Here is a 14,659-nt window from a genome sequence, read left to right on the forward strand (position 1 = left end):
GGGTCGTTAGCTCAGTTGGTAGAGCAGTTGACTTTTAATCAATTGGTCGCAGGTTCGAATCCTGCACGACCCACCAGTGTAGAAAGGCGCCCTAAAGGCGCCTTTTTGCTATCTGCAGTTTTTGTAGGTCGGGTAAGGCGAAGCCGCCACCCGACAAATGCTATCCGCACCTATTTCCGGTGACTTTTCCGCTCATATTCGCTATCTTGTTTAGTATACAAAACACAATTGCCACGCGTTTTGCTATCTCATGCAAAAGAAAGGCAATATTGTTAAGCCCGTAAAACGAGAAGCCATAATGAGTGTGATGTTTGATCCTGAAGCCGCAATCTATCCGTTTCCGCCAAAGCCTGTCCCGCTGAGCCAGGATGAAAAGCAATTCTACCGCGAGAAGATCAAGCGTCTTCTCAAAGAACGAGATGCGGTGATGGTGGCCCATTACTACACAGACCCGGAAATTCAGCAGCTGGCGGAAGAGACCGGGGGCTGTATTTCTGACTCACTGGAGATGGCACGCTTCGGTGCAAGACATCCCGCTTCCACGCTGCTGGTTGCAGGCGTGCGTTTTATGGGCGAAACGGCAAAAATTCTCAGCCCTGAAAAAACCATTCTGATGCCCACGCTTAACGCGGAGTGTTCACTGGATCTCGGCTGTCCGATTGACGAATTTACGGCATTCTGTGACGCCCATCCTGACCGCACCGTGGTGGTTTACGCCAATACCTCCGCGGCGGTAAAAGCGCGCGCAGACTGGGTGGTCACGTCGAGCATCGCCGTGGAATTGATTGAACATCTGGACAGCCTGGGTGAGAAGATTATCTGGGCGCCTGACCGTCATCTTGGAAATTATGTCCAGAAGCAGACGGGGGCTGACGTGCTCTGCTGGCAGGGTGCCTGTATTGTGCACGACGAATTCAAAACCCAGGCGCTGGCGCGCATGAAGGCGCTCTATCCTGACGCCGCTATTCTTGTTCACCCTGAATCACCGCAGTCGATTGTCGACATGGCCGATGCCGTGGGCTCAACCAGCCAGCTTATCAACGCGGCCAGGACGTTGCCTCACAAGCAGCTCATCGTGGCGACCGATCGCGGTATCTTCTACAAGATGCAGCAGGCCGTGCCGGAGAAAGAGCTCCTTGAAGCGCCAACGGCGGGTGAGGGCGCAACGTGTCGCAGCTGTGCGCATTGCCCGTGGATGGCGATGAACGGCCTGAAGGCCATTGCCGAAGGGCTCGAGACGGGCGGTGCAGCACATGAAATCCATGTGGATGCCGCTCTGCGTGAAGGTGCGTTGATTCCGCTTAACCGCATGCTGGATTTTGCAGCTACACTACGTACTTAATTCAAAACGCCCCGGGGAAAAGATGGATTTTTTTAGCACACAAAACATTCTGGTTCATATACCGATTGGTGCAGGTGGCTATGACCTGTCATGGATTGAGGCCGTTGGCACGCTGGCGGGGTTACTTTGTATCTGGCTGGCAAGCCTGGAGAAGATCAGCAACTACGCGTTCGGGCTGATTAACGTTACGCTGTTTGCGATTATCTTCTTCCAGATCCAGCTGTACGCCAGCCTGCTTTTACAGCTGTTCTTCTTCGCCGCCAATATCTACGGCTGGTACGCGTGGTCGCGTCAGAACAGCCAGCAGGAGGCAGAGCTGCAGATCCGCTGGCTGCCCTTACCGAAAGCCATCGCCTGGTTTGTCGCCTGCGTGGTCGCCATTGGCTTAATGACCGCCTATATCAACCCGGTCTTTGCGTTCCTGACCCGCGTTGCCGTCTCGGTCATGTCCGGTTTCGGCCTGAACGTGACGATGCCTGTCCTCCAGCCGGATGCCTTCCCGTTCTGGGATTCCTGCATGATGGTGCTGTCGATTGCGGCGATGATCCTGATGACCCGTAAATACGTTGAGAACTGGCTGCTGTGGGTCATCATCAACGTGATCAGCGTGGCGATCTTCGCCCTGCAGGGCGTCTATGCGATGTCGCTGGAATATCTGCTGCTGACCTTCATTGCGCTGAACGGCAGCCGGATGTGGATTAAGAGCGCGCGTGAGCGGGGTTCTCACGCGCTTTCCAGCTAGTGGTGATGCTGATGTGAATGTCCGGACTGCGCCTCGTTAAGGTGGCAGTCCGGACCGTTACAGGGCTGATACTCCATCTGGATGGTGACGTGGCCAATCTCGTAGTGATGTTCAAGAAAGTGCTGGATGCGTTCAAGCAGCGCATCGTGATCGTGCGGCGGAATGACCTGAACGTGCAGCGTCATGACCGGTTTTTCCCCCACCAGCCAGACGTGAACATGATGAACGTTGCGGACCTCCGGGACAGTACGGCGCAGGTTGCGCTTGAGCTCGTCAATTTCCATCGATGCCGGTGCCCCTTCAAGCAGTTCATTCACGCTCTCCTTCAGCAGCCGCCAGGCGCTGCGCAAGACCAGACACGACACCAGCACGGACAGAATCGGATCGACAGGCGTCCAGCCGGTGTAGAGGATCACCAGCGCGGCGACAATCGCCCCTACTGAGCCGAGCAAATCGCCCAGAACATGCAGAGCCGCAGCGCGTACGTTGAGGTTCTTTTCTCCACTGCCGCGGTGCAAAATCCAGAAGGCCAGGATATTTGCCAGCAGCCCTGCCACGGCAATCACCATCATTGTCGCGCCGGCGATTGGCTGCGGGTGTCTGAAGCGCTGTACGGCCTCCCAGACGATAAGAACGGTAATGACCACCAGCGCAATGGCGTTAACAAACGCGGCCAGGGTGGTCAGCCTCAACCAGCCGAAGGTATGGCGCGCATTCGGAGGACGACGCGCAAACTGCACCGCCAGCAGGGCGAAGAGCAGTGCTGCGGCATCGGTCAGCATGTGTCCGGCATCCGCCAGTAGCGCCAGAGAGCCGGAAATCAGGCCGCCAATGACCTCGATAACCATAAACGTTGCCGTGACGCCAAAGGCCAGCATCAGTCGTTTAGCGTTGTCGTTGCCGGGAGAGTGGGAGTGGGAATGGGAGTGCGCCATGTCTGCTTTCCTGATGTGTTATTGTTTTTAGTGTAGCGTTTTTAATAGGTTACTCCAAAAAGAAAGGAGAGCCAGGGCTCTCCTTTTTCTTCCCGAACCCCCCGTTACTGGGTGGTGCCATCGGTTTTGGTATTCGCGTCGTTTCCTACTTTGTCATTAGGATCGGGGCATTTGCCGTCCTTGCACATTGAGTTCTTATGAACCTCGTCCGAACTCATATTGTCATGATTCATGGTGCCGGAACCGCTGCCGTTGGGATGCAGCATGGTGCCGCCGGTGTTGGTATTACCGGTATTGATCTGGCTGTTGTCGACATTATTCGGGGCGATATTCTGTTTCGCATCAGGTGCGGGCTGGCCTGCTGCCGCAGCGGCATTCGCATCACCGTTGCTGTCTGATGTGCCCGTTTCCGCGGCCAGGACGCTGCCGCTGGCCAGAGTGAGTGTGGCGGTCAGGAAGAGGGGTGCCAGTTTCGTCATTTTCATCATGGTGCTCCTGTTCTTGTCGTTACGCTGGATAACATTCTCCAACAGTGCATCTTTTTCAGAGGCGAAAGATTCCGCCTTACGGACTTACGTCAGTAGGGAATCGCGTTTAAGCGTTTAAAATTGGTTGTTACAGTTAAAAAGCTTAGGTTAGATCTCATTTTTCGCTATTTTGTGGCGATTTTTAGGCGAATTCCAGGAATTATCTGCGTGAAGTGTAAAACCGTGTTTACACTTTCTGGTCGACAAGATAGATTGAAAGGATTGCTTTCATTACTAAAGATATGGCAGAGCTGGAAAGAAAATGAATTATCAGAACGACGATTTACGTATTAAAGAGATCAATGAGTTATTACCTCCTGTAGCGCTCCTTGAGAAATTCCCCGCCACTGAAAATGCCGCAAATACGGTTTCTCATGCTCGTAAAGCGATCCATAAGATCCTGAAAGGTAATGACGATCGTCTTCTGGTGGTGATTGGCCCGTGCTCTATTCACGATCCTGCAGCCGCGAAAGAGTATGCCGCCCGCCTGCTCACCCTCCGTGAAGAGCTGAAGGACGAGCTGGAAATCGTGATGCGCGTGTACTTTGAAAAACCGCGTACCACCGTGGGCTGGAAAGGGCTGATTAACGATCCGCATATGGATAACAGCTTCCAAATCAACGACGGTCTGCGCATTGCGCGCAAACTGCTGCTGGAGATCAACGACAGCGGCCTGCCTGCGGCCGGTGAGTTTCTGGATATGATCACGCCACAATACCTGGCGGATCTGATGAGCTGGGGCGCAATTGGTGCCCGCACCACTGAATCTCAGGTGCACCGCGAGCTGGCGTCCGGTCTCTCTTGCCCGGTGGGTTTCAAAAACGGCACGGATGGCACCATGAAGGTGGCTATCGACGCCATCAACGCAGCGGGCGCGCCGCACTGCTTCCTGTCCGTAACCAAATGGGGTCATTCCGCCATCGTTAACACCAGCGGTAACGGCGACTGCCATATCATTCTGCGCGGCGGCAAAGAGCCAAACTACAGTGCGAAACACGTGGCAGAAGTGAAGGTCGGGCTGGAAAAAGCCGGCCTGCCACCGCAGGTGATGATCGATTTCAGCCATGCCAACTCCAGCAAGCAGTTTAAAAAGCAGATGGAAGTGGGGGCAGACGTCTGCCAGCAGATTGCTGGCGGTGAGAAGGCGGTGATTGGGGTGATGATCGAAAGCCATCTGGTTGAAGGTAACCAGAACCTGGAAGGCAGCGAACCGCTGGTCTACGGTAAGAGCGTCACCGATGCCTGTATCGGCTGGGAAGATACCGATACGATCCTGCGTCAGCTGGCGAACGCGGTAAAAGCGCGTCGCGGTTAATGCGAATGCAGAAATAAAAAAGCGCGGAATGCTCCGCGCTTTTTTTATGTCTGGCGAAAATTACTTCGCTTTACCCTGGTTCGCGACAGCCGCTGCTTTCGCCGCGATTTCTTCTGCGTTACCCAGATAGTAGTGTTTGATTGGCTTGAAGTTTTCGTCGAACTCATACACCAGCGGTACGCCGGTTGGGATGTTCAGCTCGAGGATTTCGTCTTCACCCATGTTGTCCAGGTATTTCACCAGCGCACGCAGGGAGTTACCGTGAGCGGCGATGATCACGCGCTCGCCGCTTTTCAGGCGTGGCAGAATGGTTTCGTTCCAGTAAGGCACAACGCGGTCGATGGTCAGCGCCAGGCTCTCGGTGGTTGGCAGCTCAGCGTCGGTCAGTTTCGCGTAACGCGGGTCGTGGCCCGGGTAGCGCTCGTCGTCTTTGGTCAGCTCTGGTGGGGTGATTGCGAAGCCGCGACGCCACTGTTTAACCTGCTCGTCGCCATATTTCTCAGCGGTTTCCGCTTTGTTCAGGCCCTGCAGCGCACCGTAGTGACGTTCGTTCAGTTTCCATGACTTCTCAACTGGCAGCCAGGCCTGATCCAGTTCGTCCAGCACGTTCCACAGGGTATGGATGGCACGTTTCAGCACAGAGGTGTAAGCAAAATCAAAGCTGAAGCCTTCTTCCTTCAGCAGTTTACCCGCTGCTTTTGCTTCGCTTACGCCTTTCTCGGACAGATCAACGTCGTACCAACCGGTAAAGCGGTTTTCGTTGTTCCACTGGCTTTCGCCGTGACGCACCAGAACCAGCTTAGTAATAGCCATCTCTTACTCCTCAAGCATTTTTAGAATGATAACAATTCTCATTATATTGCCGTGGCGGTGCCACCAGCAACGCTTAACCCTAACCATAGCGAAAATAGTCTCTGAGTGTAAGATGCTTGTGAATCCAGGGTTATGATTTTGTCTGCGATCGGCGCTATTTTCAGCAAGGCGCGCAGAAAAAAGCCCTCGTTGTGAGGGCTGGCGTTTTTTGCCGGATGGCGCTTCGCTTATCCGGCCTACCCGTAGGCCCGTGCAAGCGTAGCGCCGCCGGCCATTAAGCGCGCGGAATGAAATGATACTCAGTAACGCTAACGTACTCTTCACCCGGGCGCAGCACGCAGTCCGGCTGTGGCCATTCCGGATGATTCGGGCTGTCCGGCAGGAACTCGCTCTCCAGCGCCAGGCCTTGCCAGTCGCTGTACTCATCGTGTTCGCGCGCTGTCGTGCCGCCGAGGTAGTTGCCTGAGTAAAACTGCAGGGCAGGGGCAGTGGTATAAACCGTCATCTGCAGCTTCTCATCCGCAGACCAGACCTGCGCGGCAGGTTGTTTCACATCGCCTTTGGCCTGCAGCAGGAAAGCGTGATCGTAGCCTTTTACCTTACGCTGATCGTCATCGCTCAGGAAATCCTGGGCGATAGATTTCGCGCTGCGGAAGTCAAAGCTGGTGCCGCTCACGTCTTTGAGGCCCTGATGCGGAATGCCCATCTCGTCAACCGGCAGATACGCATCCGCCAGGATCTGCAGCTTGTGGTTACGCACGTCGCACTGGTTACCGTCCAGATTAAAGTACGCGTGATTGGTCAGGTTGACCGGACACGGCTTGTCGACCGTCGCACGGTATTCAATCGCGATACGGCTGTCGTCCGTTAGCGTAAAGCGCGCGGACGCGGTAAGGTTCCCCGGGAAGCCCTGATCGCCATCAGGCGAATCCAGCGAGAACAGCACTTCCCCGTCGTTTTGACGAACAATTTTCCAGCGGCGTTTATCAAACCCGTCCGGACCGCCGTGCAGCTGGTTCTCACCCTGGCTTGGAAGCAGGGCGTACTGCACGCCGTCGAGTTCAAAACGGCTCTTCGCGATGCGGTTAGCATAGCGACCAACGGACGCGCCCAGATAGGCGGACTGATTGATGTACTGTTCAGGCGAGGCGCAGCCAAGCAGAGTCTCGCGCACGCTGCCGTCCGGCATCGGTACGCGGGCAGAAAGAAGGGTTGCACCCCAGTCCATCACCGTAACGACCATCCCCGCGCTGTTGCGCAGGGTTAACAGGCGATACGGCAGGCCATCCGGTGCGAGTGTAGGCGTTTCATTTAGCACTGTCCGGCTCCTTGTGATGCTTTGCAAACATAGAAGGTTTCTTTGATACCCGTTTTTGCTTCGTACTGCTTCGCCACAGCGTCCTGTACGGCAGGAACCAGCTCCTCTGGCACCAGCGCAACGATGCAGCCGCCAAAACCGCCGCCCGTCATGCGCACGCCGCCTTTGTCGCCGATGGTGGCCTTGACGATGTCCACCAGGGTGTCGATCTGCGGAACGGTGATTTCAAAATCATCGCGCATGGAGGCGTGAGATTCCGCCATCAGCTCACCCATGCGTTTCAGATCGCCTTTCGCCAGCGCGGATGCGGCTTCAACGGTACGGGCATTTTCCGTCAGCACGTGACGAACGCGTTTGGCGACGACCGGATCCAGCTCGTGCGCCACTTTGTTAAATTCATTGAGCGTTACGTCGCGCAGGGCAGGCTGCTGGAAGAAGCGGGCGCCGGTTTCGCACTGCTGGCGGCGGGTGTTGTATTCGCTACCCACCAGCGTGCGTTTAAAGTTACTGTTGACGATCACCACAGCCGCGCCTTTCGGCAGGGGAACGGCTTTGGTACCGAGCGAGCGGCAATCAATTAACAGGGCATGCTCTTTTTTGCCCAGCGCGGAGATCAGCTGGTCCATAATGCCGCAGTTACAGCCCACGAACTGGTTTTCTGCTTCCTGACCGTTCAGCGCAATTTGCGCGCCGTCCAGCGGCAGGTGATAAAGCTGCTGGAAGACGGTGCCAACGGCGACTTCCAGAGACGCAGAGGAGCTTAAGCCCGCACCCTGCGGCACGTTGCCGCTGATAACTAAATCCGCGCCGCCAACGTTCTTGTTACGCTTCTGAAGGTGTTTCACCACACCGCGCACGTAGTTAGACCACTGCTGGCTGTCGTGCGTCACTATCGGGGCATCAAGGGAAAACTCGTCCGTCTGATTATCGTAATCCGCCGCAATCACGCGGACTTTACGGTCGTCGCGCTTCGCGCAGCTGATGACGGTCTGGTAGTCGATGGCGCACGGCAGCACAAAACCGTCGTTATAGTCGGTGTGTTCACCGATCAGGTTAACGCGACCAGGCGCCTGAATAACGTGGGTGGCAGGGTAGCCAAATTTCTCAGCAAACAGGGATTGTGTTTTATCTTTCAGACTCATTTTTTAGACTCCTGATTCGCGATAGTGGACGTCGCTAACGGCACGCAGACGTTCTGCCGCCTGTTCCGCCGTCAGGTCACGCTGGGTTTCCGCCAGCATTTCATAGCCCACCATAAATTTACGCACCGTCGCAGAGCGCAGCAGCGGCGGATAAAAATGGGCGTGCAGCTGCCAGTGTTGATTCTCTTCGCCGTTAAACGGTGCGCCGTGCCAGCCCATGGAGTACGGGAAGGAGCACTGGAAGAGATTATCGTAACGGCTGGTCAGCTTTTTCAGCGCCAGGGCAAGGTCGTCGCGCTGCGCGTCGCTGAGATCGGTGATGCGCTGGACGTGCGCCTTCGGCAGCAGCAGCGTTTCAAACGGCCAGGCGGCCCAGTAAGGGACGACGGCCAGCCAGTGTTCGGTTTCCACCACGGTGCGGCTGCCGTCGGCCAGCTCGCGCTGCGTGTAGTCCACCAGCATAGGCGAACTATTTTCCGCGTAATACGCTTTCTGCAGACGGTCTTCACGCTCGGCTTCGTTAGGCAGGAAGCTGTTTGCCCAGATCTGGCCGTGCGGGTGCGGGTTAGAGCAGCCCATGGCCGCGCCTTTGTTTTCGAACACCTGCACCCACGGATAGCTCTGCCCCAGCTCTGCGGTCTGTGCCTGCCAGGTGCTGACCACCTCTTTCAACGCGTCCACGCTCAGCTCTGGCAGCGTTTTGCTGTGATCGGGCGAGAAGCAGATCACGCGGCTGGTGCCGCGCGCGCTTTCGCAGCGCATCAGCGGATCGTGGCTTTCCGGCGCGTCCGGGGTGTCGGTCATCAGGGCGGCAAAATCGTTGGTGAAGACGAAGGTGCCTTTGTAGTCCGGGTTTTTATCTCCCGTTACGCGCGTGTTGCCCGGGCAGAGGAAGCAGTCCGGATCGTGCTGTGGCAGCGTCTGTTTTGCAGGCGTCTCCTGCGCCCCCTGCCAGGGGCGCTTGGCGCGATGCGGAGAAACCAAAATCCATTGCCCGCTTAACGGGTTAAAACGACGATGCGGGTGATCGACGGGATTAAATTGCGTCATGACATATCCTTAGTCCGGATAGCCTTGCGGGTGGCGTGACTGCCAGTGCCAGGTATCCTGTGCCATTTCATCAAGCGTGCGCGTTACACGCCAGTTTAGCTCTTTGTCGGCTTTGGTGGCATCGGCCCAGTAAGCAGGCAGGTCGCCATCACGACGCGGAGCGAAGTGGTAGTTCACCGGCTTGCCGCAGGCTTTGCTGAAGGCGTTGACCACGTCCAGCACGCTGCTGCCGACCCCGGCGCCGAGGTTGTAAATATGCACGCCCGGCTTGTTGGCCAGCTGCTGCATGGCCGCCACGTGGCCGTCAGCAAGATCCATCACGTGGATGTAGTCACGCACGCCGGTGCCGTCTTCGGTAGGGTAGTCGTTGCCAAAAATCGCCAGCGAGTCGCGGCGACCGACGGCAACCTGGGCGATATACGGCATCAGGTTGTTCGGGATGCCCTGCGGGTCTTCACCCATGTCGCCGGACGGATGCGCGCCGACCGGGTTGAAGTAGCGCAGCAGCGCGATGCTCCACTCCGGCTGGGCTTTTTGCAGGTCGGTCAGGATCTGCTCCACCATCAGCTTGCTTTTGCCGTACGGGCTTTGCGGCGTACCGGTCGGGAAGCTTTCAACATAAGGGATTTTGGGTTGATCGCCGTAGACGGTGGCGGAGGAGCTAAAGATGAAGTTTTTGACGTTGGCCGCACGCATGGCGGAGATGAGACGCAGCGTACCGTTGACGTTGTTGTCGTAATACTCGAGCGGTTTCGCAACGGATTCACCGACCGCTTTCAGACCCGCGAAGTGGATCACCGCTTCGATGGCGTGGTCATGAAGGATCTCGGTCATCAGCGCTTCGTTGCGGATGTCGCCTTCCACGAAAGTGGGTTGTTTACCGCCAAGACGTTCAATCACAGGCAGTACGCTGCGCTTACTGTTGCACAGGTTGTCGAGGATGATGACGTCGTGACCGTTTTGCAGCAGTTGCACGCAGGTATGACTACCTATGTAACCGCTACCACCTGTTACCAGAACTCGCATATTTCGCTCCATTGGGCTTATGGTATGTAATAACCATAGCATAACAGAGTCGCGAAAAGTGTGACATGGGATAAAATAGTGGAATCGTTTACACTGTTTTTAAAGTCCGATTTTCAGCCGCTGTGGGGCATTGTAGATCAAAGAGATAGCGATGTATTGATGCAAGTTATCTGAAAAAGAGGAGGGCAGAGCCCTCCTGAGTTAGTCAACGTTGCTGAGAAGGTAGCGATAACCCTCACCGTCCGGAACAAACTCCAGGCGATGCGTGATGCAGGAGGGCGCGTCTTCGGCATGGTGTGAAACGAACAGCAGCTGCGTTTCGCCTTCGCTAATCAGCACGTCCACAAAGCGGCGGATAAGCTGTCGGTTTAACGGATCGAGTCCCTGCAGTGGTTCGTCGAGGATCAGAAGCGTAGGGTGTTTCACCAGGGCGCGAACGATCAGGGCCAGACGCTGCTGCCCCCACGACAGGCTATGGAACGGCGCGTCAGCGACCCGGTTGTCCATGCCCAGGATATCCAGCCACTGCTGTGCGAGCTTGTGCTGTTTGTCCGATACCGCCTGATAAATACCGATGGAATCAAAATAGCCGGAAAGGATCGCGTTGCGTACCGTGGTACTGACCCGGTAATCCAGATGCAGGCTGCTGCTGACATAGCCGATATGTTTTTTAATATCCCAGATGGTTTCGCCGCTGCCGCGACGCCGACCAAACAGCGTCAGATCGTTGCTATAGCCCTGCGGGTGATCGCCGGTTATCAGGCTAAGCAGCGTGGATTTTCCCGCGCCGTTAGGTCCGACAATCTGCCAGTGTTCGCCGGGATTGACCGTCCAGCTAAGACGGTTAAGGATCGGGCGATCGTCATAAGAGACCCTCCCATCGCGCAGCACGATGCGCGGCTGATCGGGATCAAGCGCGTGGCGGGCCGAAGGGGCGTCAGGTTCCGGAAGGGTAATACCATCAAGTTGTTCACTGTGCGCGAGCTGAGCGATGAGCGCCTGCTTAAGCAGCGCTGTTTTTTCACCGGTCTCGGTCAGGTTACAGTCTGCCAGTACGCCCGCGTGCTGGATAAAATCCGGAATTTCATCGAAGCGGTTAAGCACCAGCACCAGGGTATAGCCCTGCTGATTGAGCGACTCCAGCAGGGACGCCAGCTGCGCACGGGACTGCACGTCAAGGCCGTCGAACGGTTCGTCGAGGATAAGCAGCTCTGGCTCGCTCATCAGCGCCTGACAAAGCAGCGTTTTTCGCGTCTCGCCGGTAGAAAGGTATTTAAAGCGCCGGTTCAGCAGGGCGGTGATGCCGAACCGTTCTGCCAGGCGCTGGCAGCGGGCAGGATCTTTCACCTCATCCTGAATAATTTCCGCCGTCGTACGGCCGGTATCTTCTTCGCCAGGGCTGAGTAAATCGGTGTTGTTGCGCTGCCACTCGTCGCTTACCAGCTTTTGCAGTTGTTCAAATGACAGGCGCGTCAGGCGCGTAAAGTCGCCCCGGTATTCGCCCTTGAGGAGGGGGAGCTCGCCGGCCAGCGCGCGGGCCAGCGCGGATTTACCGCTGCCGTTAGTGCCGACAAACGCCCAGCTTTCACCCGCGCGTATCGTCAAATCAGCAATCGTCAGCGTTCGGGTATCGCTAAGGCGAAACGTGCCTTGCGAAATATGCAATGATGACATGATTTATCCCTGTTTTTGCAGCAATAGATATCAGGGATACGCACTGTCGGCGCGATTGTCAATGCGCTCAGCACAATGTGGCGATAATCACCCGGTCCGCGTTGAACCAGGCGGTGACGACAGTACCTTCTTCTAAACCTTCCGCTTCGCTAAGCGGTATCGTCGCGCAAAGCGGTTGCCCGTCTGCGAGGGTCATCATCACTTCGCAGTGCGCCTGGCCGCGTTCGATATGGCTAATTGCGCCCTGGAGCTGGTTATCGGCTGTCTTTGCGGTGTCGGGATGGCGCGTGATATTGACCCACGGCGCTTTCAGCAGCACCAGCACCTCTTTACCTTCATCCAGCTCAAGGCGCTCTGCACTCTGCGCCGTGATTGCGGCTTTCAGACGGGTGGTGCCATCGGCAAGCAGGATCTCAATATGCTGCTGTACCTGGAGATTATCGCGCGCCGTCACCGTACCAAACCACTGGTTGCGGGCGCTGGTTTGCAACGAGAAGCGGGAAATGGCGGCCAGCAAGCTGTCCAGCGGCACGTTATCGTCGTCGCTTAACGCATCGAACGCTTTTTGCTGGATCTGGCCCAGGAGGTCGTAAAGCTGAATAAGACGCTGGCCATAGCGCGTCACGATTGCACCACCGCCGCCTTTGCCGCCTGTGGCTCTGTCCACCAGCGGTTGCTCGCTCAGGGTATTCATGTCGTTGATGGCATCCCAGGCGCTTTTATAGCTAATCCCGGCATTTTTCGCCCCCTGGCTAATCGAGCCCGTTTGTTCTATTTGTTTAAGCAGGGCGATACGTCGCGGATCGGCGAAAAGCTTTTGCTGAAGTCGTAGAGTGAGGAGAATTTCGGCCTGCATAACAGTGTCCTGGCAAAAAGGGTATTGTGACCCAAATGGGGCAGGGCGCAAAGGGTACCGCACAAAAGGGGATGTTTTTCTCGCTTTTCAAGGTAGAATGACCCATTCACAATATCTGGAGAAAACCATGTTAGAGTTGTTGAAAAGTCTGGTATTCGCCGTGATCATGGTACCAGTAGTGATGGCCATCATCCTCGGTGCCATCTACGGCCTGGGTGAAGTGTTCAACGTCTTTTCGAACATTGGTCACAGAGACCAGGCTAAAAAGCAGCATTGATTCCCCACAAAACGCCCGGCGAGTCCGGGCGTTTTGCTCTCAAGATTTTCCCATTTTCGCCGATAATATTTAACGCATCACACCGGTTTACCCCTTCAGCGGTACGATTAAACGCTGGGATCTCCCTGACGATATCGTTATATTAATGTGTATATAACGCTACTCACAGGAGTTACAGATGGCACGTACATGGGTACGCCTTTTCGCAGGGGCAACGCTGACGCTTTCACTTACCGGACACGCGCTGGCGGATGAGGGGAAAATCACGGTCTTTGCGGCGGCGTCGCTGACCAATGCAATGCAGGATATCGCGGCGGCGTATAAAAAAGAGAAAAACGTTGAGGTAGTCTCCTCGTTTGCCTCTTCCTCGACGCTGGCGCGCCAGATTGAAGCGGGCGCACCGGCGGATCTGTTCATTTCGGCTGACCAGAAGTGGATGGATTACGCGGCGGAGAAGAAATCGATTGATGCGACAACCCGCGAAACGCTGCTGGGGAATAGCCTGGTTGTTGTGGCGCCAAAAGCCAGCGTGCAGGCGGACATCAGCATTAACAAAGAGACCAACTGGACGAGCCTGCTGAACGGTGGCCGTCTGGCGGTGGGCGACCCGGAGCACGTTCCGGCCGGGATTTACGCCAAAGAAGCGCTGCAAAAGCTGGGCGCATGGGAGACATTGTCACCGAAGCTGGCCCCGGCGGAAGACGTACGCGGCGCGCTGGCGCTGGTGGAACGCAACGAAGCCCCGCTGGGCATTGTGTATGGCTCTGATGCCGTTGCCAGTAAAGGGGTAAAAGTGGTCGCAACGTTCCCGGAAGACTCCCACAAGAAAGTGGAATATCCTGTTGCGATTGTTGATGGACACAAAAATGCGACCGTGACCGCCTTCCGCGATTACCTGAAGGGCCCGGAGGCGTCCGCGATCTTTAAACGTTATGGATTTACGACTCACTGATGATATTAACCGATCCTGAATGGCAGGCTGTGCTGCTGAGCCTTAAAGTCTCTTCCCTTGCGGTTGCGCTGAGTTTGCCCTTTGGGATCTTCTTTGCCTGGCTACTGGTTCGCTGTCAGTTTCCCGGCAAAACGCTGCTCGACAGCGTGCTTCATCTTCCGCTCGTTTTGCCGCCCGTGGTGGTCGGTTACCTGCTGCTGATTTCGATGGGGCGACGCGGTTTTATCGGCGAGAAGCTCTACGACTGGTTTGGGCTGACGTTTGCGTTCAGCTGGCGAGGTGCGGTACTGGCGGCAGCGGTGATGTCATTCCCGCTGATGGTGAGGGCGATACGCCTCGCGCTGGAAGGCGTGGACATGAAGCTAGAACAGGCTGCCCGCACGCTGGGCGCAGGGCGCTGGCGCGTCTTTTTGACCATCACGCTCCCGCTGACGCTGCCGGGCATTATCGTCGGCACGGTGCTGGCCTTTGCCCGCTCGCTGGGCGAGTTTGGCGCGACAATCACGTTTGTGTCGAACATCCCCGGCGAGACGCGAACCATTCCCTCGGCAATGTACACCCTGATTCAAACGCCGGGCGGTGAAGGCGCGGCGGCGCGGCTGTGTATTATTTCAATTGTGCTGGCGCTGGCATCGCTGATGGTGTCTGAATGGCTGGCGCGGCTCAGCCGCGAGCGGATGGGGAAATAAG

The 14,659-nt window shown here is 56.3% G+C and carries 15 protein-coding genes and 1 tRNA gene; 7 read left to right on the forward strand and 9 right to left on the reverse strand.

What is annotated here, in order from left to right; genetic code table 11:
- The 3 genes from L370_RS08720 to pnuC all read left to right on the forward strand — a co-directional run bounded on the left by L370_RS08720 (nt 1) and on the right by pnuC (nt 2,084).
- Nucleotides 1–76, forward strand: a tRNA-Lys gene (locus L370_RS08720).
- A gap of 222 nt (nt 77–298) precedes the next feature.
- Nucleotides 299–1,342: a quinolinate synthase NadA gene (nadA, locus tag L370_RS08715; RefSeq protein ID WP_008501105.1), complete on the forward strand. Its 1,044-nt coding sequence runs from the start codon at nt 299–301 to the stop codon at nt 1,340–1,342.
- 22 nt (nt 1,343–1,364) lie between these two features.
- Nucleotides 1,365–2,084 carry a nicotinamide riboside transporter PnuC gene (gene pnuC, locus L370_RS08710; RefSeq protein ID WP_023334943.1) on the forward strand — a complete coding sequence of 240 codons (720 nt, stop codon included), beginning with the start codon at nt 1,365–1,367 and terminating at the stop codon, nt 2,082–2,084.
- Here pnuC and zitB read toward each other — a convergent pair.
- The gene (zitB, locus tag L370_RS08705; RefSeq protein ID WP_023334944.1) at nt 2,081–3,019 is read right to left on the reverse strand and encodes a CDF family zinc transporter ZitB; all 939 of its coding nucleotides are present in this window, start codon (nt 3,017–3,019) and stop codon (nt 2,081–2,083) included. The two genes, pnuC and zitB, sit on opposite strands and share 4 nt — an antisense overlap.
- A gap of 104 nt (nt 3,020–3,123) precedes the next feature.
- Entirely contained in the window at nt 3,124–3,504 is a 381-nt protein-coding gene (locus L370_RS08700) for a YbgS-like family protein (protein ID WP_023334945.1), read from the reverse strand.
- A 304-nt stretch (nt 3,505–3,808) separates the two neighbouring features.
- On the opposite strand from L370_RS08700, the gene aroG reads away from it, so the two are divergent.
- Nucleotides 3,809–4,861, forward strand: a complete 1,053-nt coding sequence (aroG, locus tag L370_RS08695) for a 3-deoxy-7-phosphoheptulonate synthase AroG (protein ID WP_023334946.1) — start codon at nt 3,809–3,811, stop codon at nt 4,859–4,861.
- 60 nt (nt 4,862–4,921) lie between these two features.
- Here the strand turns inward: aroG and gpmA are convergent, their stop codons facing one another.
- The 7 genes from gpmA to modE all read right to left on the reverse strand — a co-directional run bounded on the left by gpmA (nt 4,922) and on the right by modE (nt 12,740).
- Nucleotides 4,922–5,674: a 2,3-diphosphoglycerate-dependent phosphoglycerate mutase gene (gene gpmA, locus L370_RS08690; RefSeq protein WP_023310804.1), complete on the reverse strand. Its 753-nt coding sequence runs from the start codon at nt 5,672–5,674 to the stop codon at nt 4,922–4,924.
- Nucleotides 5,675–5,948: 274 nt separating this feature from the next.
- Complete coding sequence (galM, locus tag L370_RS08685; protein ID WP_023334947.1) at nt 5,949–6,992, reverse strand: galactose-1-epimerase; 1,044 nt, start codon at nt 6,990–6,992, stop codon at nt 5,949–5,951.
- Nucleotides 6,986–8,134, reverse strand: coding sequence for a galactokinase (gene galK / locus L370_RS08680; RefSeq protein WP_023334948.1), 1,149 nt, complete (start codon nt 8,132–8,134; stop codon nt 6,986–6,988). Before galK ends, galM begins: the two co-directional genes overlap by 7 nt.
- A 3-nt stretch (nt 8,135–8,137) precedes the next feature.
- Entirely contained in the window at nt 8,138–9,184 is a 1,047-nt protein-coding gene (gene galT / locus L370_RS08675; protein WP_023334949.1) for a galactose-1-phosphate uridylyltransferase, read from the reverse strand.
- 9 nt (nt 9,185–9,193) lie between these two features.
- Nucleotides 9,194–10,210, reverse strand: a complete 1,017-nt coding sequence (galE, locus tag L370_RS08670; RefSeq protein WP_023334950.1) for a UDP-glucose 4-epimerase GalE — start codon at nt 10,208–10,210, stop codon at nt 9,194–9,196.
- A 201-nt stretch (nt 10,211–10,411) separates the two neighbouring features.
- The gene (gene modF / locus L370_RS08665) at nt 10,412–11,884 is read right to left on the reverse strand and encodes a molybdate ABC transporter ATP-binding protein ModF (protein WP_023334951.1); all 1,473 of its coding nucleotides are present in this window, start codon (nt 11,882–11,884) and stop codon (nt 10,412–10,414) included.
- A gap of 67 nt (nt 11,885–11,951) precedes the next feature.
- Nucleotides 11,952–12,740 carry a molybdenum-dependent transcriptional regulator gene (modE, locus tag L370_RS08660; protein ID WP_023334952.1) on the reverse strand — a complete coding sequence of 263 codons (789 nt, stop codon included), beginning with the start codon at nt 12,738–12,740 and terminating at the stop codon, nt 11,952–11,954.
- A 127-nt stretch (nt 12,741–12,867) separates the two neighbouring features.
- Here modE and L370_RS08655 point away from each other — a divergent pair, with 127 nt between their 5' ends.
- The 3 genes from L370_RS08655 to modB all read left to right on the forward strand — a co-directional run bounded on the left by L370_RS08655 (nt 12,868) and on the right by modB (nt 14,658).
- Nucleotides 12,868–13,017 (forward strand): AcrZ family multidrug efflux pump-associated protein, encoded by a 150-nt coding sequence (locus L370_RS08655; protein ID WP_008501118.1) that lies wholly within the window; start codon nt 12,868–12,870, stop codon nt 13,015–13,017.
- A 178-nt stretch (nt 13,018–13,195) separates the two neighbouring features.
- Nucleotides 13,196–13,969, forward strand: a complete 774-nt coding sequence (gene modA / locus L370_RS08650) for a molybdate ABC transporter substrate-binding protein (protein ID WP_023334953.1) — start codon at nt 13,196–13,198, stop codon at nt 13,967–13,969.
- Nucleotides 13,969–14,658, forward strand: a complete 690-nt coding sequence (modB, locus tag L370_RS08645; protein ID WP_023334954.1) for a molybdate ABC transporter permease subunit — start codon at nt 13,969–13,971, stop codon at nt 14,656–14,658. Before modA ends, modB begins: the two co-directional genes overlap by 1 nt.
- Nucleotide 14,659: the final 1 nt, after the last annotated feature.

This window comes from Enterobacter sp. MGH 24 (genome assembly GCF_000493015.1).
Classification (GTDB): domain Bacteria; phylum Pseudomonadota; class Gammaproteobacteria; order Enterobacterales; family Enterobacteriaceae; genus Enterobacter.